The following is a 26,310-nucleotide window of genomic DNA, read 5'->3' as shown; positions in this document are numbered from 1 at the left end:
AGCCCTTACATCGGATCCAGTTCGGTGTCCCAATAAAGAAAATCCCGCCAACTTTCGTGAAGGAAGTTTGGCGGGAAGGCTCGACCGTTTTCTTGCAGTTCGTAGGCGCTCGGCTGGAAGGGCGGACTGAGGGGGATCATGCCGCACACATGCGGCATCCGGTTTCCCTTCGCCAGATTGCAGGCCGAGCAGGAGGTGATGACGTTCTCCCACGTCGTCCGGCCGCCGCGCGAGCGCGGGATCACATGGTCGAAGGTCAGTTCGTGGGTGGGGAAGGGGCGACCGCAATACTGGCAGGTGAAGCTGTCGCGCAGGAAGACGTTGAAGCGTGTGAAGGCCGGGCGGCGCGTCGCCGGGATGAACTCTTTGAGGGAAATGACGCTGGGCAACTGGACTTCGAAACTGGGGGACCGGACGATCCGGTCATAGTGCGATACGATGTTGACCCGCTCCAGAAAGACCGCCTTGACCGCTTCCTGCCAGGACCACAGGGACAAGGGGAAGTAGCTGAGCGGGCGAAAATCCGCGTTCAGCACCAGAGCCGGACAGTGGTCGGGTGGTGGAGCCAAAGGCCACTCCCTCGTCTGTGGACCCCGCGTGCGGGGTCGTGTCTGCTCCGCCCCGGCCGGCCGGATCGCCGATCCGAGACAATCCGATACATAGTGGATCCGGGCTTCCAACTCAACATCCCGGCTCCCGACGGACCAAAAACTTCACCAAGGTGTAACCTTTTTATCCCTATGGGCATTGCCCTTATGGCTGGGGCGGCTGTGATATTAAGAGGTACTTTCCTCTGGGTTACACCCTGTTAACCAAGAGCGGCGATTGTGGGGTCGTGTTCGATCCAGCTCGCGACCAGGGGAGACAGTCCATGAGCGCCATCGTCATCAGCCTTGCCGAGAAACGCCGCGAACGCGAGGAGCGGGAGCGCCAAATCCGCATCGACGCCTTCGACCGCGAACTCCGCCGCCGGCTGGCGCTCTATCTGGACGGCGACGACATTCCGGTTGAGCCGATCCGCGACAACCCCTATTTCTGAGCCCCCGCCTCCCGTGGGGCCGGGATAGGCCCGCCGCCCCGGATTGGGGTATAAGGCGGGGCATGACCGACCTCGTCACACGCTTCGCGCCCAGCCCGACCGGGCATCTGCACCTCGGCCACGCCCACTCCGCCCTGTTCGGCTGGACGGCGGCCCGACGCGGTAACGGGCGCTTCCTGCTGCGGATCGAGGACATCGACCCGAACCGCTGCCGCCCGGAGTTCGAGCGCGATCTGATCGAGGATCTGGCGTGGCTCGGCCTGTCCTGGGACGGTCCGGTGCGCCGCCAGTCCGACCATCTCGACGAGTACCGCGCCGCGCTGGCCCGTCTGCGGGAGGTCGGCGTCGTCTATCCGTGTTTCTGCACCCGCAAGGACATCGCCGCCGAGATCGCGCGGGCGGGGGCGGCTCCCCATGGGCCGGATGGCCCGCTCTACCCCGGCACCTGCCGCCATTTGCCCGAGGCGATCCGTGCCGCCCGCATCGCGGCGGGGGAGGGCTGGGCGATGCGGCTCGACGTGGCCGAGGCGATGCGGCGGACCGGTCCGCTGCGCTGGCACGACCGTGCCAAGGGCTGGCAGGCGGCGACCCCCGAGCAACTCGGCGACGTGGTGCTGGCGCGCAAGGACACGCCGACCAGCTACCACCTCAGCGTCACGCTGGACGACCATCTCCAGGGGGTGACGCTGGTGACGCGCGGCGAGGATCTGTTCTTCGCCACCCACACCCACCGGCTGCTCCAGGAACTGCTCGGCTTCGAGCCGCCCGATTACCACCACCACGGCCTGCTGCGGAACGCGGCCGGCGAGCGGCTGGCCAAGCGCGACCGCGCGCAGTCCCTGCGCTCCCTGCGTGCCGAGGGGGTGGAACCGCAGGCGGTGCGGGCGCTGGCCGGCTTTCCCGACTGATCCGGCCGGGTAGGGCGCCTATTGGCGCAGGCTGCGGACGATCTCCAGATAGTCGGGCTCGTTGTCCGGTGTCAGGTGGCCGTGGCGGATCAGGAAGTCGATGACCACAAGGTTCACGTTGAACTTCCAATCCGTGGTCGTCCGCACCGATTCGGCGACGCTCTCCAGCGTCCACAGGCCGAACTCCTCGACCTCGCCGTCGGTGTTGACCGGGGTGGCGCCGGGAGAAAGTTCGAGGTCGTAGACGAACATGCGGTCGCGCTTCAGCCCCTCCGGCACCTCCATCGTGTAGCTGATGGCCCCGACCGGGACGGCGCGCCGCGCGGTGGCGGCGTCGAGGCCGGCCTCCTCCTGCGCCTCCTTGACGAGGTTCTCGTCCAGGGTGAGCCCGATGGGCTGCCCGCCGGCCACCATGTTGTCGAACTGGCCGGGGGCGATCTCGCGGTCGCGGGCGCGCCGGCCGATCCACAGCGACGGTACGCCCTCCGCCCCGCGCACGAAGCCGTTGACGTGCAGTCCGAAGGACTCGATGCCGAAGGCCGCCACCGCCGCGCGGTCCAGCCGCATCAGCGGCTCGGCGCCCCAGCGCGGCAGGATCGGGTAATGCTCCCCGCGCAGCCCCTTGATCGTCCCCCGTTCGACCAGGAACTGGGCGGCGTGGTCGAGCAGGGTGGAGCGCGCCTCGAAATCCCGGATGTCCGGGGCGATGGTCACCCGCTCCGCCGTCGTGACGAAGCCGGGATCGACGCCCGGCAGCTCGTCGGCCAGCGCGTGGCGGATCCAGCCGAGGCGGTGGCCGTCCAGTTCGAAGGGCCGGAAGCCGGAGAGGTCGTGCGCGTTGCAGGCGCGGATGCGGTCGAGGAAGCTCATGGCGCCCATTCCAGCAGCGTCCGTTCCTTCCCGCAACCGTTCATCCGTATCCTCCCTTGCGAAGCCCTTGCACCCGGTCGAGTGCCTGCCTACACAGCCAACCATGGGCGATGGCGGTTGTTCCGCCATGGACAAGGACGAAGGCCATGACGACGGACGAGGGATTCCACGGCGTTTCGGTGCTGGTGGTCGAGGACGAGGCCTTCACCCGCATGGTTCTGGTCCGGATGCTGTCCGGCCTCGGGGTGACCACGGTCCATCAGGCCGGCGACGGCGGGGAGGGGCTGGCTGCGGTGGCCGCGCACGCCCCCGACCTGATCCTCTGCGACGTCGAGATGCAGCCGATGGACGGCTTCGCCTTCCTCCGCGCGCTGCGCGGCGGCGAGAACCGGCGTCACGCCGGCCTGCCGGTGGTCTTCATGACCAGCCGCGCCGATGAGGATCGTCTGGCCGAGGCGCGGGCCTGCGGCGCCGACGCGATCCTGGCGAAGCCGGCGACCCCCGACACGTTGCGCCGCGCGTTGCGGGAGCGGCTGGCCGCGCGCGTGGTGGGCTGAGCCGCGCTGAACCTGGGACGCTGTCGCGTTCTGTCACATTTTTTCACAGCCCTGTGGCAAGACTGCCAAAGCATTGATTCGGCGTGATATTTGCCCTCAACCGGGATTTTTCGCCACCCCGCTCTCTGACGAAAGCCCAATTTCCGCCTTGTTGACCCGGTCCAATGCACAGCACCATTCGTATCGGGAATGGACGGCCGGGCGTGCTGCGATCGCAGAGCACCATGTCGGACCGTCCCGCCGGAGCTTGCGACGCAAGGCATCGGTCGGGACGCGCCGCAACGGCTGTACGGGACTTTGTTAAGGTTTGAGCACACAGACTCCAACGTCACCACAGCGCCAGGGTTGGTCTTGGCGCCCATCGGTCTCTGGAGGGCTATGGCGTGATCAAGGGCGCCCAGTCGATCAGCACCGGGCACATTCCCCCGACCGAGCGGGCACCCCTTCGTGCCGCCGGTCCGATCTCGTCCATGCATCCTCCCATTGCGCTTTCAAGTCGTGCGCGTCCGGACGATGAAAAGACACGCGCTGCGGCAAGAGTTTCCCCTTTCTTTCAGCCAAGCGACCTAGGCTTCCTGGCCGATGCCATGCCCGATACGGGCTTTTCGGCTATCAACCCTGAGCGTCTGGAAAGCTTTAGGTCGAGCATTACATTCAGAGGTGACACCTTCGATCCAAGGATCACTGTGCTGGCTTGTTTCGGTGAGCGGGGCCACGGTGGGACCATGAGTTCCGCGCTGCCCCATGGACTGCCCCACGATCGCGGTATGCGCCGCCTTCGCCGTCCGGGTTCCCGGTCGGTCTTCCCGGCGCATCGGACCAGATAAGACGGAGCGACGAATGTTCCCGGCCGACGAACTGTTCACGCGCTACACGCAATCCTACGAAGGTCGCCGCGAGACCGAGATGTCCTTGACGGATTATCTCCAACTCTGCCGCGACGATCCCCTGGCCTACTCCTCGGCGGCCGAGCGGCTTCTGTCCGCCATCGGCGAGCCCGAGGTGGTCGACACCGCCCGCGACCCGCGGCTCGGCAAGATCTTCATGAACCGGACCATGAAGATTTATCCCGCCTTCTCCGAATTCTACGGCATGGAAGAGACGATCGAACGGATCGTCGGCTTCTTCCGCCACGCCGCCCAAGGGCTGGAGGAGCGCAAGCAGATCCTCTACCTGCTGGGCCCGGTCGGCGGCGGCAAATCCTCGCTGGCCGAGCGGCTGAAGTCGCTGATGGAGAAGTGCCCGATCTACGTGCTGAAGGCCGGCAAGGAGATCAGCCCGGCCTTCGAGAGCCCGCTCGGCCTGTTCAACCCGGACGACATGGGCGAGGTGCTGGAGGAGCGCTACGGCATCCCCCGCCGCCGCCTGACCGGGCTGATGAGCCCGTGGGCGGTCAAGCGCCTGGACGAGTTCGGCGGCGACATCTCGCGCTTCAAGGTCGTCAAGCTGCACCCCAGCAAGCTGCGCCAGATCGGCGTGACCAAGACCGAGCCGGGCGACGAGAACAACCAGGACATCTCCTCGCTGGTCGGCAAGGTCGACATCCGCAAGCTGGAGATCTACAGCCAGAACGATCCCGACGCCTACAGCTTCTCCGGCGGCCTGAACCGGGCGACGCAGGGCCTTCTCGAATTCGTCGAGATGTTCAAGGCCCCGATCAAGATGCTGCACCCGCTGCTGACCGCGACGCAGGAAGGCAACTACGTCGGCTCGGAGAACATCGGCGCCATCCCCTACCAGGGCATCATCCTCGCCCACTCCAACGAGGCGGAGTGGCAGACCTTCAAGAACAACAAGAACAACGAAGCCTTCATCGACCGCATCTGCGTGATCAAGGTGCCCTACTGCCTGCGCGTGCAGGAAGAGCAGAAGATCTACGACAAGCTGGTCAAGGGCTCCGACCTGTCGACCGCGCCCTGCGCGCCCTCGACCCTGGAGATGCTGGCCCGTTTCTCGGTGCTGTCGCGGCTGCGCGAGCACCCGAATTCCAGCTACTACTCCAAGATGCGGGTCTATGACGGCGAGAGCGTCAAGGAGACCGACCCCAAAGCCAAGTCGATGCAGGAGTACAAGGACCAGGCCGGCGTCGACGAGGGCATGGGCGGCATCTCCACCCGCTTCGCCTTCAAGGTGCTCGCCTCGACCTTCAACTACGACTCGACCGAGATCTCGGCCGATCCGGTGCATCTGATGTATGTGCTGGAACAGTCGATCAAGCGCGAGCAGTTCCCGGAAGAGACCGAGAAGCGCTACATCGAGTTCATCAAGGCCGAGCTTGCGCCGCGCTACGCCGAGTTCATCGGCAACGAGATCCAGAAGGCCTATCTGGAATCCTACTCGGATTACGGACAGAACCTGTTCGACCGCTACGTCGATTACGCCGACGCGTGGATCGAGGACCAGGACTTCAAGGATCCCGACACCGGCCAGCTGATGAACCGCGAGCTTCTGAACCAGGAGCTGACCAAGATCGAGAAGCCGGCCGGCATCGCGAACCCGAAGGACTTCCGCAACGAGGTCGTCAAGTTCGCCCTTCGGGCTCGGGCCGCCAACGCCGGACGCAACCCGTCCTGGACCAGCTACGAGAAGATCCGCGAAGTCATCGAGAAGCGGATGTTCTCCCAGGTCGAGGATCTGCTGCCGGTCATCAGCTTCGGCTCCAAGAAGGACGGCGAGACCGAGAAGAAGCACACCGAGTTCGTCTCGCGCATGATGACGCGCGGCTACACCGAGCGGCAGGTCCGCCGGCTGGTCGAGTGGTACATGCGCGTCAAGCAGGCGGGCTAAGACGGGTAGGCGGCGGGGTGGGCTGTTGCAATGCCCCGCCGCTCCCCACTTCAATAAGATGCGTGAAGCAACGGGTGGGAGGGCCAGCCCCTTGATGAACATCATCGACCGTCGCCTGAACCCGCAGGGCAAGAGCCTGGCCAACCGCCAGCGCTTCCTGCGGCGCGCCAAGGAACAGGTGGTCAAGGCGGTGCGCGACGCCTCGGGCAAGCGGGGCATCCAGGACATCGAGAACGGCGAGAAGGTCACGATCTCGGCCGGTGGCGTGCGGGAACCCTCCTTCCACCGCGCCAGTTCCGGCGGCGTGCGCGACTACGTCGTGCCCGGCAACAAGGAGTATGTCGAGGGCGACACCATCCAGCGCCCCGACGGCGGCGGCGGCGGGCGCGGCAACGAGGGCAGCGCCGACGGCGACGGCGAGGACGATTTCCGCTTCGTCCTGTCGCGCGAGGAGTTCCTCGACATCTTCCTGGAGGATCTGGAGCTTCCCGATCTGGTGAAGCAGAAGGTCAAGCAGTCCGAATCGCATTCGCTGGTGCGGGCGGGCTATTCGTCGTCGGGGTCGCCGGCGAACCTCAATCTGGTCCGCACCATGCGGAACAGCCTGTCGCGCCGGATGGCGCTGAAACGGCCGCGCCGCGCCGAGATCCAGGAGATGGAGGATCTGCTGCGCGAGGCCGAGGAGTCCGGCGAGGACGCCGAGCAGATCCAGATGCTGCGCGAGCAGTTGGAGAAGTTCGTCCTGCGCTCGCGCCGCATCCCCTTCATCGACCCGATCGACGTGCGTTACAACCGCTTCGAATCGGTGCCCAAGCCGATCGCGCAGGCGGTCATGTTCTGCCTGATGGACGTGTCCGGCTCGATGACCGAGCACATGAAGGATCTGGCCAAGCGCTTCTTCATGCTGCTGTTCCTGTTCCTGAAACGGCGCTACCGCGCGGTCGACATCGTCTTCATCCGCCACACCCACGAGGCCAAGGAGGTGGACGAGGAGACGTTCTTCTACTCCGCCGAGACCGGTGGCACCGTGGTCTCGACGGCGCTGGAGGAGATGCAGAAGGTGGTGCAGGAGCGCTACCCGGCCGAGGAATGGAACATCTACGCCGCGCAGGCGTCGGACGGCGACAACATGTCGTCGGACAACGCCAAGTCGGTGGGGCTGCTGCGCGACGCGATCCTGCCGCTCTGCCAGTATTTCGCCTACATCGAGGTGGCGGCGGAGCACAACATGGGGCTGTCGGCTTTGGGCCGCGAGACGGAATTGTGGCGCACCTACAAGCAGGTGCAGAGCCCGGACCGCCCGCTGGCGATGCGCCGGGTGCGCTCGCGCCGCGAGATCTTCCCGGTCTTCCGCGAACTCTTCTCCCGCGAGAAAGCTGGGGCGTGAGGCGGCATCGGGACATTTGATTCCTTCCGCACGCGGAAGGTTGGGGGAGGCCGAGGATGAGCGTTGTGATCACCAAGCCTGGCACGCTGCTGTACGACGGCGTGGACTGGGACTACGACAAGGTCAAGCGCGTCTACGACGCCATCGAACACATCGCGCTGAAGGAGATGGGCCTCGACGTCTATCCCAACCAGATCGAGGTCATCACGGCCGAGCAGATGCTCGACGCCTATTCCTCGATCGGCATGCCGCTGATGTACAAGCATTGGTCCTTCGGCAAGCATTTCGCGCGTGACGAAATGATGTACCGCAAGGGCTATCGTGGCTTGGCCTATGAGATCGTCATCAACTCCAGCCCCTGCATCAGCTACATCATGGAAGAGAACACCATGACGATGCAGACGCTGGTCATCGCCCACGCGGCCTTCGGGCACAACCATTTCTTCAAGAACAACCAGCTCTTCCAGCAATGGACGGACGCCGAGGGCATCCTCGACTATCTGGAATTCGCCAAGACCTTCATCAGCCAGTGCGAGGAGCGCTACGGCCACGCCGCCGTGGAGCGCGTGCTCGACGCGGCGCACGCGCTGATGAACCAGGGCGTTCACAAGTATCCCAAGAAGCGCTCGCTCGATCTGCGGCTGGAGCAGAAGCGGGAGCGCGAGCGGCAGGAATACCAGGACCAGACCTTCAACGATTTGTGGCGCACGGTGCCCAAGCCCGCCGCCGGCCAGCGCCCGCCCAAATCGGTGTCGGAGCGCAAGAAGCTGCTGGGCCTTCCCGAGGAGAACATCCTCTACTTCCTGGAAAAGAAGGCGCCCCGGCTGGAGCATTGGCAGCGCGAGCTGCTGCGCATCGTCCGCCACATCGCGCAGTATTTCTACCCGCAGAAACAGACCAAGGTGATGAACGAGGGCTGCGCGACCTACGTCCATTACCAGATCATGAGCCGGCTGCACGAGACCGGGCAGATCAGCGAAGGCGCCTTCCTGGAGTTCCTGCACTCCCACACCTCGGTCGTCTTCCAGCCGGAGTTCGACGACAAGCGCTTCTCGGGCATCAACCCCTACGCGCTGGGCTTCGCGATGATGCAGGACATCGTCCGCATCGCCGAGAAGCCGACCGAGGAGGACCGCCAGTGGTTCCCCGATCTGGCCGGCCGGGGCGACGGCATGGCCGCCGTGCGCGACGCCTGGGCGAACTACCGCGACGAGAGCTTCATCCTGCAATACCTCAGCCCGCAGCTGATGCGGAAGCTGAAGATGTTCAGCGTGCGCGACGACGCCGAGGACCCCTATCTGCTGGTGGACCACATCCACAACGAGCGCGGCTACCGCTCGCTGCGCAAGATGCTGGCCCGGCAGTACGACCTGGGCTACCTGGAGCCGGATATCCAGATCGTCGACGTCGATTTGGCCGGCGACCGCAAGCTGATCCTGCACCACCGCGTCACCAACGGCGTGCTGCTGGATGAAAGCGACGCCAAGGCCGTGCTGCGCCACATCGCCAACCTCTGGGGCTACGAGGTGCAGCTGATCGAGGTGTCGTCGATCTCCGAGGCGATCCTGAAGGAACACGCGGTGACCGCGCCCAGCGGCGTGGGTGGGTGAGTTGTATCCCTCTCCCGTCCCGGGAGAGGGAAGGGGCCCGCCGCGCAGCGGTGGGAAGGGTGAGGGGCTATCGGCCGTGGTACGCAATCCATGCCCCGATAGCCCCTCACCCTCCCCATGCTCCGCATGGGTCCCCTCCCTCTCCCGGGGCGGGAGAGGGCAAAAAGAACCTACTCCGTGTAATACCCGCTGCCGACAAGGTAATCGCCCTCGCGGACGATGTAGGAGTGCTTGTGCTCCACCTTGTTGCTGGCGCGGTTCAGCCAGACATACTCGACCACGCCGGCCGGGTTGGCGGCGGTGGCTTTCATCATGTCCTGCACGATGGGCTTGCCCTCCGCGTCGGTCAGACCCGCCGCGTCCTGGCCGCTCAGCGACGGGTTGCCGCCCGAGGCCACGTAACGACCGGCCTTGTCGAACACGAAGACGTAGAGATCCTGCCGGACGAAACCGCCCTTGGGATCGTTGAAGGCCTTGGCGGCCTCCGCCGGTCCCTTGGCCTTCAGATAGGCAACGGCGTCCTGGACCAGCGCCTTGGCCTGATCGGGGGTGGAGGGCACGGCCAGCGCCGGAGCGACGGCGGCCGTGAACAAGCCCGCCGCCAGGGTGACGGCGCGCAGAAGGCGGGTGTGTGCCATGATGCTGTGTCCTTGTTTTTGTTGAGAGTGGACTATCGGGCAGCATCTGGTCTTTGGACGGCCCGGTGGTCCGGACTCGTCCGCGCTCTTCGGTTGGAGCGGGCACATCCTAACGCATGAGGGCGGCGGGGAAAGGGGCGCGTTGCCGCAGGCGCCGCCTCTCCTCCCAAAGAAGCATGCCTAGAGCGCCTTGACCGCCTTCAGCACGGCGGCGACGTGGCCGGTGACCTTCACCTTGCGCCAGACCTGCTGGACCACGCCGTCCTTGTCGATCAGGAAGGTGGCGCGCTCCAGCCCCATGTATTTGCGGCCGTACATGCTCTTCTCCACCCAGACGCCGTAGGCCTCGGACACGCTGCCGTCGGTGTCGGACGCCAGCGTGAAGGTCAGTTCGTGCTTGGCCTTGAACTTGTCGTGGCTGGCGACGCTGTCCTTCGACACGCCGATCACGGTCGCATCCACGGCGGAGAAGTCCGGCAACTGGTCGCGGAACCCGCAGGCCTGCGAGGTGCAGCCCGAGGTGTCGTCCTTCGGGTAGAAATACAGCACCACCGGCTTGCCGCGCAGGGCCGACAGCGTGACGCTGCCGCCGCCGTCGGTCGGCATGGTGAAGTCCGGGGCGGCGGTTCCGATTTCGACGCTCATGGCAGTTTTTGTTCCTGATGGGAGGCGGGCGGGGTGAGGCGCGCCGCCGGCTCCTCGACCAGGCTCTTGTAATGAGCGTGGGCGCGGGCGGCGACGGCGCGGATTCTGCTGTCGAGCGCGGCGAAGTCAACCGCCTCCTCCCCGTCTGCCTGGGAGGCCGGGAAGGCGGCGCGCGCCAGACCGGCCAGCAGGGTCGGCGACACCTGCTCCGGGTCGAGCACCCCGGCGGTGGTCAGCCGCAGGAAGCCCTGCACCCGCCGCCACAGCCGCACCGCCGATTCCAGCTCCAGCGCCACTTCCGGATCGAGCGCCCCGGTGCGCGCCGCGTTGCGCAGGGCCAGCACGGTGCCGATGTTCAGGATGTCGGGCCGGTCGTGCCCGTGGCGCAGTTGCAGGTATTGGGCGATGAATTCGAGGTCGATCAGCCCGCCGCGCGCGTATTTGACGTTCCAGGGGTTGGGGGTGCCGAATTCCTTGTCGATCCGGCGGCGCATGTCGGCGACGTCCCACAGCAGCTTGTCCGGATCGCGCGGCGCGGTCAGCGCGGCGCGGATCGCGGCCTCCACCCGCCCGGCCAGCGCCGGGTCGCCGCCGATCACGCGGGCGCGGGTCAGGGCCATCTGCTCCCAGGTCCAGGCGTCGGTCGCCTGATACTTGACGAAGGCGTCGAGCGAGGTCGCCAGCGGCCCGGCGTTGCCCGACGGGCGCAACCGCATGTCGACCTCGTAGAGCCGGCCGTCGGCCATCGGCGCGGTGATGGCGTTGGTCAGCCGCTGGGTCAGCTTGATGTAGTACTCGTTGGGCGACAGCGGCTTGGCGCCGTCCGACACGCGGGCCTCGCCGGCCACGTCCCCCCGCACGTCGTAGATGACGATCAGGTCGATGTCCGAGGTGATGGTCAACTGCCGGCTGCCCAGCTTGCCCATCGCCACCACCACCCAAGCCCCGCCGGGCATGCGGCCGTGGCGGGCGGCGAACTCCTCCTCGACGCGGCGGGCGAGATCGGGGACGACGATGTCGGCGAGGTCGGCCAGGAAGGCGCCGCAGCGGTCGCCGTCGGTGATGCCGCGCAGGATGTGGGCGCCGGCGCGGAAGCGCTGGTCGTTGGTCCAGCGCCGCGACAGGGTCAGGGCGTCCTCGAAATCGCGGGCGGCGGCCATCACGCGGGCGTGGTCGTCGGCCAGCCCCTGGTCCTTGGCCGGCAGCGGGTCGAAGAAGTCGGGCGAGATCACGGCGTCCAGCAGCGACGGGTTGCGCGACAGGGTGGCGGCCAGCTGCGGCGCCGTGCCCATGATCTCGGCGACCAGTTCCAGCAGCCACGGGTTGGCGACGAACAGCGAGAACAGCCCGACGCCGGCCGGCAGCTTCTCCAGGAAGCCGTCGACGTTCATCAGCGCCGTGTCGGGGGCGGGCGTCTTCGCCAGATCGGTCAGCAGGGCCGGGGTCAGCTCGGTCAGCAGCTCGCGCGCGCGGGCGGAGCGGGTGGCGCGGTAGCGGCCCCGGTGCCAGGACGACACCACGGCGATGACCCGGCTGGGGTCGGCGTAGCCCATGCCGCGCAGCGTCTCCACCGTGCCGGGGTCGTCGTCGGTGCCGGTGAAGACGAGGTTGCCGGGGCCGGACAGCGACGGCGCCTCCTCGAACAGCTCGGCGTAGCGGTCCTCGACCCGGCCGAGGCGGGTCAGCAGGTCGGCGCGGAACGCGGCGGGGTCGTCGTAGCCGAGGAACACCGCCAACTGCGCCACGCCCGCATCGTCGGCGGGGATGCGGTGGGTCTGCTGGTCGTTGGTCATCTGGATGCGGTGCTCGACCCGGCGCAGGAAGCGGTAGGCCTCGGCCAGCTCGTCCACCGTCTGCTGCGGCACGCGGCCGATGTCGCAGAGGGCCTGGTTGGCGCGCAGCGTCGGGGCGATGCGCACGCGGGTGTCGCGGCCGCCGAAGATGAGCTGCTGGGTCTGGGCGAAGAACTCGATCTCGCGGATGCCGCCGCGCCCGACCTTGATGTCGTGGCCGTTGACCGTCACCTCGCGGTGGCCCTTGTGGGCGTTGATCTGGCGCTTGATCGAATGGATGTCCTGGATCGCCGCGAAATCCAGGTTGCGGCGCCAGATGAAGGGCTCCAGGAAGCGCAGGAAATTCGCCCCGGCCTCCGGGTCCCCGGCGATGACGCGGGCCTTGATCATGGCCGCGCGCTCCCAGTTCTGCCCGACGCTGCCGTAATAAATTTCGGCCGCCGACACGGAAACCGCCAGCGGCGTGGCGCCCGGGTCGGGGCGCAGCCGCAGGTCGGTGCGGAAGACGTAGCCGTCCTTGGTGTGTTCATCCATAATGCGCACAAGATCGCGCGCGATACGGATGAACGTACGGGCGAGGTTGTCCGGCTGGGGCGTCCGCACAACGGCGTCGTCGTATAGGACGATCAGGTCGATGTCGCTGGAGTAGTTCAGTTCGCGCCCCCCAAGCTTGCCCATGCCGAGAACGATCAGTCCCGACCCCACCCACGGACGTTCCGGATCCGGAAGCGTCAGCGTGCCCGCCTCGCCGGCCCGCCGCAGCAGATGCGCGGCGGCCAGCCTCACGGCCGTCTCCGCGAGGTCGGACAGCGCGCCGGTGACCCGCTCCAGCGTCCAGATTCCGGCGATGTCGGCCATGGCGATCAGCAGCGCCGCCCGCCGCTTGGCCAGCCGCAGCCCGGTCATCAGCCGGTCCATGGCGCGTTCCCCGGCGTGTTCGGTCTCCAGCGCCGTCAGCAGCGCGGCGAAGCTGGCGTCGAAGCCGTCCTCCGCCACGCTTCGGACGAAGGGCAACTCGCGCGTCAGGGCGTGGCCGAGATACGGGCTGTTGCCGCACAGCGCCTCGATCAGGGTCCGGCCGGGGGTTGAGTCGGCGAAGCCTGCGGCCCATGTCCGGAGTTCGGGTTCGGCGGCCGCCGCCTGCTGGCGCCAACGCTCCAGCCCCAGCGCGGCTTGGGCGGCGTCGAAGGCTTTGGGAAGGGCTGTGGGCGAGAACATGGGCATGGGACCGGGCTTTCCTGCTCAAATCATGGGCAAAAACCTGCACGCCTTGAGGGATTGCGTCAACCGGGCGATTGACCGCTGTTCGGACCGGGGCCGTCCTTGATCCGCCGCACCGCCAGGATCGTCGGCGTGACGCTGGCCGGCGTCGCGGTGGTTTCCATCGCCACCGCCGGGCTGTTCGCGTGGCGGCTGGCGCAAGGTCCCATCGCGCTCGACCCGCTGATTCCCCGTCTCGAGGAGGCGCTCCGCGACCCCCAGGGGCGCTTCGCCGTGCAGGTCGGCGAGCTGGTGCTGTCGCTGGAGTCCGAGGACGCGGAATCCGGGACCGGGCCGCGCCGCCTCGACCTGCGGGCGCGGCGGGTGCGGGCGGTGAACGCCGACGGGGCGGAGCTGGCGGCGGTGCCGGAAATGGGCCTCGGCCTGTCCGTCGCCGCGCTGTTCCGGGGAAAGCTGTCGCCGACCCGGCTCGAACTGGTCCGGCCGCGCGTCGAGGTGCTGCGGCGCGCCGACGGCAGTCTGGCCTTCGACGTGCGCACCGACGCGGCGACCCTGCCCGACCAGCCCGACGACCGGCCGGACCTGTTGCAGGAACTCGTGGCGAGCCTGCGCAGCGCCCCCGACATCGACCGACCGATGGGGCTGCTGCGCCGCCTGTCGGTGACCGGCGCCGACCTGACGGTCACCAACCGGATGCTGGATTTGTCCTGGCACGCCAAGCGCGCCGACATCGTGCTGGTCCGCGACGACCAGGGAACCCAGGCGACGGCGCGGCTGACGCTCGACGCGTCGCAGCGCGACGGTGGCCGGCCGGTGACCGTCGCGGCGAGCGGCAGCTACCACAACGCCGACGGCACGACCGATTTGGCGGTGACCTTCGACGGGCTGGCCCCGGCGGAGATGGCCTCCATCGGGCCGGCGCTGGCGCCCCTGTCGGCGGTGTCGCTGCCGTTGGGCGGGCGGTTGGACGCCAAGCTCGACGAGCGTTTCCAGCCGCTCCGCATCGGCTTCGACCTGCGCGGCGGGGCGGGAAGCGTCGCGTTGCCCGAACTGCGTCCGGAACCCTTCGCGGTCGCCGGCCTGTCGGCGCGCGGCAGCCTGGACATCGGCGAGCGCCGGGCTGTGCTCGACGCGCTGTCGCTGCGGGTCGCGGCCCCCGACGGGGGCGAACCGGTCGTCCTCGCCGCCAAGGGCATTCTGAACGAACAGCGCGACGGCAGCCGGTCGGCAACCGCCAGCCTGTCGCTGACGGCCGGCGGGCACACGGCCGGGCTCGACCTCGACGGCACCCAGGGGGCCGACGGTGGCGCGCGCGGGCGCCTGCGCGTCGGCGGTTTCCAGCCGGCTGCGGTGGCGGCGCTGGCGCCCACGCTGGCGCCTTTGGCCGCCGCCGAGCTGCCGCTGTCGGGCGATGTGGAGCTGACCGTCGATCCGGCGCTGCGGCCGACGGCGGTGCGTGGCACGCTGAGCGCCGGGGCCGGGCGCATCCTGCGCCCGGAGATGTTCGACGACCCGCTGCCGGTCGCCTCCGCCGAACTGCGCGTCCAGGGCGACCGCGCTTCCGGCCGGCTGGAGGTGGAAAAGCTGGAGGTGACGCTCGGCGAAGGCGCATCCGGACCGCGCATCGAGGGCAGGGCGACCGCCACCGAAAGCGCCGGGCGCGCCGTGGTGGAGGCGTCGGTGGCCGCGCGCGGCGTGGCGCTGGACGATCTGCCCCGCTACTGGCCGAAGACCCTGTCCCGCAATTCGCGGAAATGGGTGACCGCCAACGTGAAGGCCGGCACGGTGACGGAGGCTACGGCGGAGGCCGCGCTGTCCCTGCCGCTCGACGACCCGAAGGCGGCCAAGCTCGACCGTTTCAACGCCCGCATCCTGGGTGAGAACGCCACCGTCCGCTATTTCCACGACCTGACCCCGGTGACCGGCGCCGGGATGGAGGCGACGAGCGACGGCAAGACCTTCGCCATCCAGACCAAGGGCGGGCGCATCGGCGACATCGAGGTCGGCGACGGCAAGGTGCTGATCGCCGGTCTCGACATCGGCAAGGAGACAATGGACATCCGCGTTCCGGTCCAGGGGCCGGTGCGCTCGATCCTGACGCTGATCGACATGCCACCGCTGGGCTACCCGACCAAGCTGGAGCTGGACCCCAAGCGCACCCAGGGCACGGCCGAGGCGCAACTGCATTTCTCCTTCCCGCTGCTGGCCGATCTGAAGGTCGAGGACCTGAACCTCGACGTGACCGGCCGGATGCGCGGCGTCGGGGTGGAGAAGGTCGCGGCCGGGCTGAACGCGACCGACGGCGACCTGTCGCTGGCGCTCGACCTGAAGGCGATGACCATCAAGGGCGCCACCAAGCTGGATGGCATCCCGGTCGCCCTCGACTGGCGCGAATCCTTCGACTCCACCGCCAAGGGGCCGCGCACCCGCATCACGGTCAAGGGCGACGTGACGGCCGACGACCTGCGCGGCCACGGCATCGACCTGGAGGAGCGGGTGACCGGCCCGATGGGCGCCGACATCCTGTTCACGGTGGACCGCCGCCACAAGCTGGCGCTCGGCGCCACCCTCAATCTCGAGAAGACCCGCCTGTCGATCGCCGAGCTGGGATGGGAAAAACCCCCCGGTCAGCCCGGCGCCGGCAAGCTCGCGCTGGAGTTCGACAAGGACCGCCCGACCCGGATCAGCGGCCTGACCGTGGAGGCCGGCGGGCTGCGGGGCCAAGCGGAGCTGGAACTGGCCGATGGCGGGAAGCGGGTGGCGCGCGTGGTGGTGCCGTCGCTGAAGCTTGGGCAGACCGATCTGCGCGCCGATGTGCTGGTGCGCCCGAAAACCGCGTCCGGCGCGTCCGGCGGCTACGCCGGCACCATCGCGGGCGAGAGCCTGGACGCCCGCCATCTGGTCGCCAAGCCCAACACCGGCCAGCCCGATCCGGGCAAGGCGGACCCCGGCGACGGTCGAAAGACGCCGCTGGACCTGGAGTTGAAGCTGAACTCCGTGGTGTTCGGCGACGGGCGGCGCCTGCGTCAGGTCGCCGGCACGATGCGTCGCGACGCCTACGCCTGGACCCTGCTGGACGTCGCCGGGCGCAGCGGACCGGGCGGCGGGGTGGCGATCCGCTACAAGCCCGGCGCCGGGGGCGTCTACGCGCTGGCCATCGACGCCGACGATCTGGGCGAGGCGCTGAAGGCGATGGACCTGAACGACCGGATGCAGGGCGGCCGGCTGCGCCTGACCGGCCGTTCGGTGGAGCCGCGCGCCGACGCCGCCATCGAGGGCAAGGCGGAGATCCGCGACTACACGCTGATCGACGTTCCGGTGCTGGCGCGCCTGCTGAACGCGATTTCGCCCTCGGGTTTCGCCGAGCTGCTGGGCGGCGGCAAGGGCGTGAACTTCGGGCGCATGTCCGCCGAGTTCCGCAAGGAGGGCCGGCTGCTGAAGCTGAAGGATCTGCGCACCTCGGGCTCCGCGCTGGGCCTGACGCTGGAGGGCGACGTGGACATCGACACGGAGACCGCCAACCTGCGCGGCACCATCGTGCCGGTCTATGGGCTGAACCGGCTGATCGGGCAGATCCCGCTGCTGGGCGACGCGCTCAGCGGCGGCGAGGGGCAGGGCATCTTTTCGGCCACGTGGCATGTGCGCGGGCCGCTGTCGGACCCCGACGTGAGCGTCAACCCGTTGGCGGTGCTGGCGCCCGGTTTCCTGCGCAACCTGTTCTTCCTGGGTGAGGGGGGAACCTCCACCCCGGTGCCGGACAGCCGGCCATCGCCGGAGTCGCACGCGCGCTGAACCGCTCGGTGGCGGCCTTGGCTGTGCCCCCCAACCCTCCCCCGTTCAGCGGGGGAGGGTTGGGGGGCAACCCGCTGCGGTCAGACCGCCTTCACCAGCGCATGCCGCTTCTTGCCGGCGCTGAGCTTCACCACGCCGTCGGCGTTCAGGTCGGCGGCGGTCGCCTTCGCGGTCTCGTCGGCGATGGTGGCGTCGTTCAGCTTGGCCCCGCCGCCCTTGATCAGGCGGCGGGCCTCGCCCTTCGAGGCGGCCAGACCGCCGGACACCAGCAGGTCGACCACCGGGACGCCGGCCTCCAGGTCGGCGCGCGCGACGTCGATGGTCGGCAGGCCGTCGGCGGCGGCGCCCTCCTCGAAGGCGCGGCGCGCGGTCTCGGCGGCCTCCAGGGCGGCCTCCTCGCCATGGGCCAAGCTGGTGACCGCGTTGGCGAGGATCTTCTTGGCCTCGTTGATGCCGGCGCCTTCCAGCGCCTCCAGCCGGGCGATCTCGTCGAGCGGCAGCTCGGTGTAGAGGCGCAGGAAGCGGCCGACGTCGGCGTCCTCGGTGTTGCGCCAGTATTGCCAGAAATCGTAGCTGCTGAGCTTGTCGGCGGTCAGCCAGACGGCGCCGGCCGCCGTCTTGCCCATCTTGGCGCCCGAGGAGGTCGTCAGCAGCGGCGTGGTCAGGCCGAACAGCTCCGCCCCGTCGGTGCGGCGGCCGAGCTCGACGCCGTTGATGATGTTGCCCCACTGGTCCGACCCGCCCATTTGGAGCGAGCAGCCGAGCCGGCGCTTCAGCTCCACGAAATCATAGGCTTGCAGGATCATGTAGTTGAATTCGAGGAAGGTCAGCGGCTGCTCGCGGTCGAGCCGCAGCTTGACCGATTCGAAGCTCAGCATCCGGTTGATGGTGAAGTGGCGGCCGATGTCGCGCAGCAGCGGGATGTATTTCAGCTCGTCCAGCCAGTCGCCGTTGTTGACCATCACCGCGTCGGTCGGGCCGTCCCCGAAGGTCAGGTAGCGGCCGAAGATGCGCTTGATCCCCTCCATGTTGCTGGCGATGACCTCGTCGGTCAGCAACTGACGCGCCTCGTCCTTGCCGGACGGGTCGCCGATCCGGGTGGTGCCGCCACCCATCAGGACGATGGGCTTGTGCCCGGTCTTCTGGAGCCAGCGCAGCATCATGATCGGCAGCAGGCTGCCGACGTGCAGGCTGTCCGCCGTGCAGTCGAAGCCGATATACGCGACGATCGGCCCCTTCTGCGCGCGCTCGTCCAGCGCGGCGAGGTCGGTGCACTGATGGATGAAGCCGCGCTCCTGAAGGGTGCGCAGGAAATCCGAGGAGGGAGTCGTCGTCATGGCGGCCGCAATCCGGCTATCGTTGGAAACCAAAGGGTCGCGTCTGTTAGCATGGAACGGCCGGTGCCTCAATCGGCGGTCTTGGCCGGGAGCGCGCGCGAAGGGGCGGGCGCGCCGATAGCGCTTGTTCCGCTGCACGTGTCGGTACAGTGTGGGCCGCTTTCCCGTTTCCCCCGGAGACCGTCGATCATGCCGCTGTTCCGTTCCGCCCTGTTCGCGCTGCCCGTCGCGGCGTTGGCCCTGTCGCCCGTGGCGATGGCGCAAGCGCAGCCGGCGGCCATGGACGATGCCCAGCGCGCCGCCATCGAGACCGTGGTGCGCGACTATCTGATGAAGAACCCGGAAATCATTCTCCAGGCCGTCGAGGCGCTCCAGCAGCGCGAGAAGATGGCGGAGGCCGAGCGCAGCAAGGCGGCGCTGGCCGCCAACCAGCAGGCGCTGACCCGCAGCCCGGCCGATCCGGTCGCCGGCAACCCGCAGGGCGACGTCACGGTGGTGGAGTTCTTCGACTACCAGTGCGGCTACTGCAAGGCGGTGCAGGCCGACACCCAGCGCCTGATCAAGGACGATCCCAAGCTGCGCTTCGTCTTCAAGGAGCTGCCGATCCTCGGGCCGGCGTCGGTCGTCGCCTCCAAGGCGGCGCTGGCGTCGAAGGCGCAAGGCAAGTATCTGGAATTCCACAACGCCCTGATGGCCCAGCGCGGCCAGCTCGACGAGGAGGTGATCCTGCGGCTGGCCAAGTCGGTCGGTCTCGACACCGACCGGCTGAAGAAGGACATGGAAAGCCGCGACGTGCTCTCGGTCATCGCCGCCAACCAGGCGCTGGCGGAGCAGTTGGGCATCCACGGCACGCCGGGCTTCGTCTTCGGCACCGAGCTGGTGCCGGGCGCCATCAAGCTGGAAGACATGAAGCGCATGGTGGCCGCCACCCGCGCCAAGGGTTGAGGCGAATCGTTCCATGAGCAAAACGACCCCGAGCACCGTCGTCTTCGACATCGGCCAAGTGCTGATCGAATGGGATCCCCGTCACCTCTACCGCGAGCTGTTCGACGGCTATGAGGATATGATGGAGGAATTCCTCGATACGGTCTGCACTTCCGCCTGGAACCTGGAGCAGGACCGCGGCCGTCCCTGGGCGGAGGCGGTGGCGCTGCTGACGGCCGAGCATCCCGACTGCGCCGAGTTGATCCGCGCCTACGACGAGCAGTGGGAGCGCATGGTCCCCGGCCCGATCGCCGGCACCCCGGAGATCCTGGCGGAACTCAAAGCGCGCGGCGTGCCGGTCTACGCCATCACGAACTTCTCGGCCGACAAGTTCGAATTGGCCCGCAAGCGCTTCGATTTCCTGAACAGTTTCGAAGGCGTTATTGTTTCTGGAACGGAACGTCTGGTCAAACCGGACCCGGCCATATACCGGCTGCTGCTGGATCGTTACGGACTCGATGCAAAGGATTGCTTCTTCATCGACGACAGCGTCGCCAACGTCGAGAGCGCGCGCTCCGTCGGCATGACGGCGCACCATTTCGCGGGCGCGGAAGCGTTGCGCCAAGACTTGGAAGGCTTCGGGCTGCTGTGACGGCAGCCCGAAGCGGGTAGGGCCGGCTACTCCGCCGCCGCCTCGCGGTCGGTGGCGGAGTTGTAGCCGTAGGTCTTCCAGGTCGGCTCGTAGCTGTCGTCGGCCTGGTTGCCCCACACCGCCCAGTTGGGGCGGGCGCCGCGCGCGAACATTTCCAGATAGGGTCCGGGGCTGCACGCCTCGATCAGCTCGTACTGCTCGTCGGGCTTGCGGCTGTGTTCGCGCTTGCGGGTGCCGATGTAATTGACCTGGGTGCGGCCGGGCGGCAGCGTGCGGGCGTTCTTGCCGCGCACGCCGAACAGGATCAGTTCGGTCACGTTGCGGAAATAGAACCCCACCCCGCGCCCGTCCGACCCGCCATCCTTGCGGACCTTGTGCCAGACGAGGTTGGTCTTGTACTCGAACCCCCAGGCGTTCAGCACCTGGATGCCTTCCGGCAGCAGCGCGTTCGGCACCCAGAGGTAGAGATGCGCGGTCGGCGCGGCGATGTCGGCCACCGGCAGGGCGCAGATGTCCTCGATCGTCATGGTCCCGTAACGGGACAGCCGGCGGTGTTCCGGGGCCATCTTGCCGGTCCGGTTCACGAACCGCCAAGGGGGGTCCGCCATCACGGTGGCGAAACGCCGGTCACCGGCGAAAGCCGCGAGGTCCCCGATCGGATCCATCGCAGTTTCCACCGTCGTGGTGTCGCCCATCGCTTCCTCGAACTCGCCTGAATGCCGGATGAAACGGGAGGGTGCGTCGGCCCGAAACCGGCTGGCGGCACCCCTCCCGAAGGGGTGCAAGCTCGCACGCGGGCGCCGTCCGCGTCAACCGTCGGTCACCGGCCGAAGCCGGTCAGTCCGAGGGTGTCTCCACAAAGTCGCGGAGCGCCGAAAGGTCGGCCACGCTCACCAGCAGCCCCTGCGTGTCCACCCCCAGCGGCCGCAGCTTGGCCAGCGCGCGGGAGAAGGTTTCCGGCTGCATGCCCAAGCGCCGGGCGGCCAGCGCCTTATCGAAGGGCAGGGCGAAGCTGGCGCTCCCGTCCCCCGCCGGACAGAAGCGCAGCAGGAAGGCGGCGACCCGCTGCGGCGCCGGCTGGACCTGGAGCTGCTCGATCTGGGTGACCAGATGGCGCAACCGGAGCGAGAGCGACCCCAGCATGCCGAAAGCGATGCGGTCGTCCTCGCGCAGGCAGCGGGCGAAGCCCTCCGCCGTCAGGGTCATGACGCGGGCGTCGGTCACCGCCTCGGCGCAGACCGGGAATTTGCCGTCGGCGAACATGGCGGCCTCGGCGAAGCTTTCCGCCGGGCCGATCACATGGACGACCGCCTCGCTGCCCTCGCGGGTCAGGCGGAACAGCTTCACCCAGCCGTCGAGCAGCACGAAGAAGCGGTCCGCCGGCTCGTCCTGGAGGAACAGCGTGGCACCCCGCGCGACCGGCCGCACCAGGGCCACCCCGGCCAGCAGGGACAGCGCCCGGTCGCTCAACTGGCCGAACAGCGGAATGGCGCGCAGCGCCGCGATGTCCTGGGGCGACAGGTTGGGCAGGCCGGCGGTCATTTTGGGCAACTCCCTGATGCTTTGGTAAGTTTTTGGGCGGGACGGCCGAGGGTGCCGGTCTGCGCCAGCATCCACAGATTGACCGTGATTCCGACGATGTCCGACAGCATGGCCGGCAGCGATCCGACCAGCGTGTTGTGCGCCAGCCAGCAGGGAAGCGCCAGCAGCATGAACAGGCGGAAAGGAACCACCTCGGTTTGGTAGCGCCCGATGCTCATCAGCGCCATCGCCGCCGCCGCGCAGAGCGAGGGCAGGCCGTTCCAGGTCGCCGCCATCAACAGGGCGATGACCGGCAGGATCATCAGGTAGAGGATTCGGAAGTTCGGGTGGGTCCCCAGCGGGATCGCCGCCAGCACCTGGAGCGTCGCCAGCGCGTTCAGCGCCGCCCCGGTGGTGGCGCCGAGCATCGCGAGATGGATCGAGAAGCACACCGTCGGCACGAGCTGCACCGACAGCATGGCGATCCGCCCGCGGCAAAAGGGCCAGACCATGCCGCCCAGCGTGCCGCAATAGCCGATGAGCTGCACCGGAGACGCGTCGGTCAAGGCGTCGAGCATGATGAGCTGGCCTTGCGCTGCAACCGGTTCCTCCGCCGAAAAGAAAAGGGCGGGCGGAGGATGTCATGAAAGAGCTTGAAGGAGCTTGAAGACGACAAAAATCTGCGTCGGCCTTCGCCAGAAGGGCCATATGGGGTACGCAAAGACAAAAACGCACGGCGTACCCCTGAGGGACACCGTGCGGTAAAGACCGGCAAGAAAGCCGGTTTAACGATGGTCCGCCGATGCGGTGGACCTTCCTAGCGGAAGGACCGCCGCCCCGGCCGCAGCCCGGAGCCTAAGCTCAGAGATACTCGACCTTGCCCGCCTCGGGACCCTTCTGGCCCTGGCGAACGGTGACGCGCACCTGATCGCCTTCCTGAAGGGTCTGCATGCCCGAGCGACGGAGGACATTGACGTGAACGAACACGTCCTTGCCACCGGTGCTCGGCGTGATGAAGCCAAAGCCCTTGTCGGCGTTGAACCACTTCACGGTGCCGCTGACTTCTTCGCCGCCGCCGGCGTCGTAGCCGCCCCGGTCGAAGCCGCCACGGTCGTAACCGCCGCGGTCAAAGCCACCGCCGCCGGCCGGACGGGCCGGACGGGGAGAGCTCTGCGCCGTGGAGGCGTCCACCGAGTGGATGGAAGCAACCTGCGGTCCCTTCGGACCACGGGCCAGATCGCAAGTGATGGTCGTGCCTTCGTCAAGCGCGTCATAGCCCGCGGCCTGGACCGCGGAGACATGCAGGAAGGCGTCGGGCGAACCGTCCTCGGGCGACACAAAGCCGAACCCCTTGGTGGGGTTGAACCACTTCACGGTGGCGGTGACGTTGGACTTGGTGATCTCGGGAGCGCGGAAGCCCTGGCGGGGCGGGCGATCGAACATGTGTCTTCAAGCTCAATAGGAGTGTGCCGAATGTCCTTTGTCACAGGGTTCCGACCATCCGTCAAGCCCGCCAAAGGAAAGATGCCCGAATCTCCACTGTTTGACCCAACCCCAGGGCGATGCCTTGGCGATGTTTGGACGATGCGGCCCCTAAGTGCCGTGGCCCGGCACCCCGGTCGCGGCCGCGCTTGCCGCGACTCGGGAGCGTATCGGTGCGGCTGTATTACTCCGCGGCCTCTTTCAACGCGGGGTAATCGGTGTAGCCGTGCCGGTCGCCGCCGTAGAAGGTCGCGCTGTCCGGCTCGGCCAGCGGCTGGTCGTGGCGCAGCCGCTCGACCAGATCGGGGTTGGCGATGAAGGGACGGCCGAAGGCGACCAGATCGGCGTGGCCGTTCGACAGCGCCTCGATCGCCATGGCGCGGGTGTAGACGTTGTTGGCCATGTAACGGCCCTTGTAGAGGCCGCGCAGTTCGCCCAGCAGCCCGCCGAAACCGGGGTGCGGGCCGCGGGTCACGCCCTCGATCATGTGCAGGTAGGCGAGGTTGTAGCCGTTCAACCGCTCGATCACCGGGCTGTAGGTGGCGCGCGGGTCGCTGTCGTGGGCGTCGTTGCTGGGGCTGAGCGGCGACAGGCGGATGCCGACGCGGTCGGGGCCGGCCTCCGCCACCACGGCGTCGAGCACCTCGAACAGGAAGCGGGCGCGGTTCTCCACCGACCCGCCATAGGCGTCGGTGCGGGTGTTGGTGCCGTCGCGCAGGAACTGGTCGATCAGGTAGCCGTTGGCGGCGTGGACCTCCACCGCGTCCAGCCCGGCGGCCAGCGCGTTGCGGGTGGCGATCCGGTAATCCTCGACGATGCCCGGAAGCTCGTCGATCCCAAGGGCGCGCGGGGCGGGGATGTCCTTGAAGCCGTCGGTCGTGAAGGCCTTCACGTTGGGCGCGACGGCCGAGGGGGCGACCGGCAGGGCGCCGCCCGGCTGGAGGTCGGGATGGGAGATGCGCCCGACGTGCCAGAGCTGCATCGCGATGCGGCCGCCCTGCGCGTGGACCGCGTCGGTCACCAGCCGCCAGCCGGCAACCTGCTCGGCGCTGTGGATGCCCGGCGTGTAGGCGTAGCCCTTGCCCTGCGGGGAGATCTGCGTGGCTTCGGTGACGATCAGGCCGGCGCTGGCGCGCTGGGCGTAATACTCCGCGTTCATCGCGGTGGGAACGCCGGTGGTGTTGTCGGTCCGGCTGCGGGTCAGCGGGGCCATGGCGATGCGGTTGGGAAGGCTCATCCGGCCGACCGTCACCGGCTGGAACAGGGAGGCTGCGTCCGTCATATCCGATCCATCCAGATGGTTTCGTTTCACCGGGTGGAGAGAGTGTGGCGCGCGATGGGTCGAAACAATGGTTTGCCGCGCCGCAACAGCAACCGCCAAGGCATGGCTGCCATTCGCGACTTCCGTTTTGGCCGGGACCTTTCCGCCGCTCCGGCGGTTGTATCGGCGACACCCCCGTCATGGAGACGCGAGACCGCCCATGCCCCAACGTTGGCCCGACCGCCTCTGGATCGTCCGCCATGGCGAAAGCGCCGGCAACGTCGCCCGCGACGCCGCCCAGGCCGCCGGCCTCTTCCGCATCGACATCGCCGAGCGCGACGTCGACGTGCCGCTCAGCCGTTTGGGCGAGCGCCAGTCCGACGCGCTCGGCCGCTGGTTCGCCGCCATGCCGCCGGACGAGCGGCCGGACGTGGTGCTGACCTCCCCCTACCGGCGGGCGCGGCTCACGGCGGAGCGCGTCCACGCCGGTGGCGGGCTGCCGGTGGACCCGGCCGATTTCGTGGTGGACGAGCGGCTGCGCGAGAAGGAATTCGGCGTCCTCGACCGGCTGACCCGCACCGGGATCGAGCGGGACTTCCCCGATCAGGCCGAGTTCCGCCGCATCCTTGGCAAGTTCTACCACCGTCCGCCGGGGGGTGAGAGCTGGTGCGACGTGATCCTGCGGCTGCGCAGCGCGCTGGACACCATCAGCCTGCACCATGGCGGGCGGCGCGTGCTGATCGTCGGGCATCAGGTGGTGGTGCTGTGCCTGCGCTACCTGTTGGAGAATTTGACGGAGGCCGACATCCTGGACATCGACGCGGCGGCCGACGTGGCGAACTGCGCCGTCACCGAATACCGCTTCGATCCCGATTCCGGGCCGCGCGGGGGGCTGGCCCTGCATTGCTACAACTTCGTCGCCCCGCTGGAGGAGGCCGGCGCCCCGGTCACCGCCCAGCCGGACGCCAACGTCGCCGCGCGCTGAAGGGCTCAGGATGAACGCCGAAACCCCGGTCACCCGCGACCTGCTGCGGAGCATGCCGCTGCCCCAGCCGGACGGCGACGGCGACAAGGAGGAGCGTGGCCGCGTGCTGGTCGTCGCCGGCAGCGTCGAGGTGCCGGGCGGCGCCCTGCTGGCCGGGATCGGCGCGTTGCGCGCGGGCGCCGGCAAGCTCCAGATCGCCACCGCCGCCAGCATCGCGCCCCATCTGGGGTTGGCCTTGCCGGAGGCGCTGGTCGCCGGCCTGCCGGAAACCCCGGAGGGCGGCATCGCGCCCGATTCGGCCAAGCGGCTGGCGGCGCGGGCCGCGCGTTGCAACGCGGTGCTGGTCGGTCCCGGCATGATGGACGAGCCGGCCGTCGGCGCGCTGACCGCCGCCCTGCTGACCATGCTGGAAACGCCGAGCTTCGTGCTGGACGCCGCCGCCTTGGTCGGGCTGGGCGCGGACCCGGCGCCGCTGCACCGCCATGGCGGGCGGGTGGTGCTGACCCCGCACGCGGGCGAGATGGCGGCGCTGCTGGGCTGCGACCGCGAGGCGGTGGACGCCGACCCGCTGGGCGCCGCGCGGCGGGCGGCGACGCGGCTGCGGGCGGTCGTGGTGCTGAAGGGCGGCTGCACCCGCATCGTCTCGCCGCAGGGGGAGGCCTGGGCCTACCACGACGGCTCGGTCGGTCTGGCGACTTCCGGATCGGGCGACACGCTGGCCGGCATCCTGGTGGGGCTGCTGGCGCGCGGCGCCACGCCGCTCCAGGCCGCGCTCTGGAGCGTCTGGCTGCACGGCGAGGCGGGAAACCGCCTGACCCGGCGTCACGGCCCGCTGGGCTTCCTGGCGCGCGAGCTGCTGGCCGAGATCCCCGCCGCCATGGCGGAACTGGCGGGCTGAGCG

At 68.4% G+C, this 26,310-nt stretch carries 22 protein-coding genes; 11 read left to right on the top strand and 11 right to left on the bottom strand.

The window, feature by feature from the left end:
• Window positions 1–5 precede the first annotated feature (5 nt).
• Window positions 6–569, bottom strand: coding sequence for an HNH endonuclease (locus EJ913_RS04035; protein WP_126995031.1), 564 nt, complete (start codon window positions 567–569; stop codon window positions 6–8).
• 302 nt (window positions 570–871) lie between these two features.
• Between EJ913_RS04035 and EJ913_RS31520 the strand changes: the two genes are divergently transcribed.
• Together EJ913_RS31520 and gluQRS are read left to right on the top strand one after the other, a co-directional pair.
• A complete protein-coding gene (locus tag EJ913_RS31520) occupies window positions 872–1,039 on the top strand; it encodes a hypothetical protein (protein ID WP_185909677.1) in 168 nt (55 codons plus the stop codon).
• A 62-nt stretch (window positions 1,040–1,101) separates the two neighbouring features.
• Complete coding sequence (gluQRS, locus tag EJ913_RS04030) at window positions 1,102–1,947, top strand: tRNA glutamyl-Q(34) synthetase GluQRS (protein WP_126995029.1); 846 nt, start codon at window positions 1,102–1,104, stop codon at window positions 1,945–1,947.
• A gap of 18 nt (window positions 1,948–1,965) precedes the next feature.
• On the opposite strand, the gene EJ913_RS04025 is transcribed toward gluQRS, so the two are convergent.
• Window positions 1,966–2,817, bottom strand: coding sequence for a DUF4743 domain-containing protein (locus EJ913_RS04025; RefSeq protein WP_126995027.1), 852 nt, complete (start codon window positions 2,815–2,817; stop codon window positions 1,966–1,968).
• Between the two features lie 146 nt (window positions 2,818–2,963).
• On the opposite strand from EJ913_RS04025, the gene EJ913_RS04020 reads away from it, so the two are divergent.
• The 4 genes from EJ913_RS04020 (at window position 2,964) to EJ913_RS04005 (ending at window position 9,158) form a co-directional block, all read left to right on the top strand.
• The gene (locus tag EJ913_RS04020) at window positions 2,964–3,374 is read left to right on the top strand and encodes a response regulator (protein WP_244939232.1); all 411 of its coding nucleotides are present in this window, start codon (window positions 2,964–2,966) and stop codon (window positions 3,372–3,374) included.
• Window positions 3,375–4,214: 840 nt separating this feature from the next.
• Window positions 4,215–6,161 (top strand): PrkA family serine protein kinase, encoded by a 1,947-nt coding sequence (locus EJ913_RS04015; RefSeq protein ID WP_126995023.1) that lies wholly within the window; start codon window positions 4,215–4,217, stop codon window positions 6,159–6,161.
• 94 nt (window positions 6,162–6,255) lie between these two features.
• Window positions 6,256–7,548, top strand: a complete 1,293-nt coding sequence (locus tag EJ913_RS04010) for a YeaH/YhbH family protein (protein ID WP_126995021.1) — start codon at window positions 6,256–6,258, stop codon at window positions 7,546–7,548.
• A 56-nt stretch (window positions 7,549–7,604) separates the two neighbouring features.
• Window positions 7,605–9,158 (top strand): SpoVR family protein, encoded by a 1,554-nt coding sequence (locus EJ913_RS04005; RefSeq protein ID WP_126995019.1) that lies wholly within the window; start codon window positions 7,605–7,607, stop codon window positions 9,156–9,158.
• Window positions 9,159–9,328: 170 nt separating this feature from the next.
• Here the strand turns inward: EJ913_RS04005 and EJ913_RS04000 are convergent, their stop codons facing one another.
• The 3 genes from EJ913_RS04000 to EJ913_RS03990 all read right to left on the bottom strand — a co-directional run bounded on the left by EJ913_RS04000 (window position 9,329) and on the right by EJ913_RS03990 (window position 13,458).
• A complete protein-coding gene (locus EJ913_RS04000; protein WP_126995017.1) occupies window positions 9,329–9,796 on the bottom strand; it encodes a cache domain-containing protein in 468 nt (155 codons plus the stop codon).
• A 180-nt stretch (window positions 9,797–9,976) separates the two neighbouring features.
• Window positions 9,977–10,441, bottom strand: a complete 465-nt coding sequence (gene bcp / locus EJ913_RS03995) for a thioredoxin-dependent thiol peroxidase (RefSeq protein WP_126995015.1) — start codon at window positions 10,439–10,441, stop codon at window positions 9,977–9,979.
• Window positions 10,438–13,458: a bifunctional [glutamine synthetase] adenylyltransferase/[glutamine synthetase]-adenylyl-L-tyrosine phosphorylase gene (locus tag EJ913_RS03990; protein ID WP_244939231.1), complete on the bottom strand. Its 3,021-nt coding sequence runs from the start codon at window positions 13,456–13,458 to the stop codon at window positions 10,438–10,440. The genes bcp and EJ913_RS03990 overlap by 4 nt, the downstream gene beginning before the upstream one ends.
• 99 nt (window positions 13,459–13,557) lie before the next feature.
• Between EJ913_RS03990 and EJ913_RS03985 the strand changes: the two genes are divergently transcribed.
• A complete protein-coding gene (locus tag EJ913_RS03985) occupies window positions 13,558–17,247 on the top strand; it encodes a YhdP family protein (protein WP_126995013.1) in 3,690 nt (1,229 codons plus the stop codon).
• An 80-nt stretch (window positions 17,248–17,327) separates the two neighbouring features.
• On the opposite strand, the gene tyrS is transcribed toward EJ913_RS03985, so the two are convergent.
• The gene (tyrS, locus tag EJ913_RS03980) at window positions 17,328–18,584 is read right to left on the bottom strand and encodes a tyrosine--tRNA ligase (protein WP_126995011.1); all 1,257 of its coding nucleotides are present in this window, start codon (window positions 18,582–18,584) and stop codon (window positions 17,328–17,330) included.
• Between the two features lie 189 nt (window positions 18,585–18,773).
• Between tyrS and EJ913_RS03975 the strand changes: the two genes are divergently transcribed.
• Together EJ913_RS03975 and EJ913_RS03970 are read left to right on the top strand one after the other, a co-directional pair.
• Complete coding sequence (locus EJ913_RS03975) at window positions 18,774–19,529, top strand: DsbA family protein (protein WP_126995009.1); 756 nt, start codon at window positions 18,774–18,776, stop codon at window positions 19,527–19,529.
• A 13-nt stretch (window positions 19,530–19,542) separates the two neighbouring features.
• Complete coding sequence (locus EJ913_RS03970; protein WP_126995007.1) at window positions 19,543–20,160, top strand: HAD family hydrolase; 618 nt, start codon at window positions 19,543–19,545, stop codon at window positions 20,158–20,160.
• Between the two features lie 26 nt (window positions 20,161–20,186).
• Here EJ913_RS03970 and EJ913_RS03965 read toward each other — a convergent pair whose 3' ends face one another.
• The 5 genes from EJ913_RS03965 to EJ913_RS03945 all read right to left on the bottom strand — a co-directional run bounded on the left by EJ913_RS03965 (window position 20,187) and on the right by EJ913_RS03945 (window position 24,445).
• Window positions 20,187–20,825 (bottom strand): MT-A70 family methyltransferase, encoded by a 639-nt coding sequence (locus EJ913_RS03965; protein WP_238519906.1) that lies wholly within the window; start codon window positions 20,823–20,825, stop codon window positions 20,187–20,189.
• Between the two features lie 172 nt (window positions 20,826–20,997).
• On the bottom strand, window positions 20,998–21,702 hold the full coding sequence (locus EJ913_RS03960) for a Crp/Fnr family transcriptional regulator (RefSeq protein ID WP_126995003.1): 705 nt from the start codon (window positions 21,700–21,702) through the stop codon (window positions 20,998–21,000).
• A complete protein-coding gene (locus tag EJ913_RS03955) occupies window positions 21,699–22,259 on the bottom strand; it encodes a YgjV family protein (protein WP_126995001.1) in 561 nt (186 codons plus the stop codon). Before EJ913_RS03955 ends, EJ913_RS03960 begins: the two co-directional genes overlap by 4 nt.
• A 283-nt stretch (window positions 22,260–22,542) precedes the next feature.
• Window positions 22,543–23,124 (bottom strand): cold-shock protein, encoded by a 582-nt coding sequence (locus EJ913_RS32930; RefSeq protein WP_126994999.1) that lies wholly within the window; start codon window positions 23,122–23,124, stop codon window positions 22,543–22,545.
• A 223-nt stretch (window positions 23,125–23,347) separates the two neighbouring features.
• Complete coding sequence (locus EJ913_RS03945) at window positions 23,348–24,445, bottom strand: alkene reductase (protein ID WP_126994997.1); 1,098 nt, start codon at window positions 24,443–24,445, stop codon at window positions 23,348–23,350.
• A gap of 199 nt (window positions 24,446–24,644) precedes the next feature.
• Here EJ913_RS03945 and EJ913_RS03940 point away from each other — a divergent pair, with 199 nt between their 5' ends.
• Together EJ913_RS03940 and EJ913_RS03935 are read left to right on the top strand one after the other, a co-directional pair.
• Window positions 24,645–25,409, top strand: coding sequence for a histidine phosphatase family protein (locus EJ913_RS03940; RefSeq protein ID WP_126994995.1), 765 nt, complete (start codon window positions 24,645–24,647; stop codon window positions 25,407–25,409).
• 10 nt (window positions 25,410–25,419) lie between these two features.
• Window positions 25,420–26,307 (top strand): NAD(P)H-hydrate dehydratase, encoded by an 888-nt coding sequence (locus EJ913_RS03935; protein ID WP_126994993.1) that lies wholly within the window; start codon window positions 25,420–25,422, stop codon window positions 26,305–26,307.
• Window positions 26,308–26,310: the final 3 nt, after the last annotated feature.

Source organism: Azospirillum doebereinerae (assembly GCF_003989665.1).
GTDB classification, from domain to species: domain Bacteria; phylum Pseudomonadota; class Alphaproteobacteria; order Azospirillales; family Azospirillaceae; genus Azospirillum; species Azospirillum doebereinerae.
This window is presented reverse-complemented; position numbering and strand designations above follow the sequence as displayed.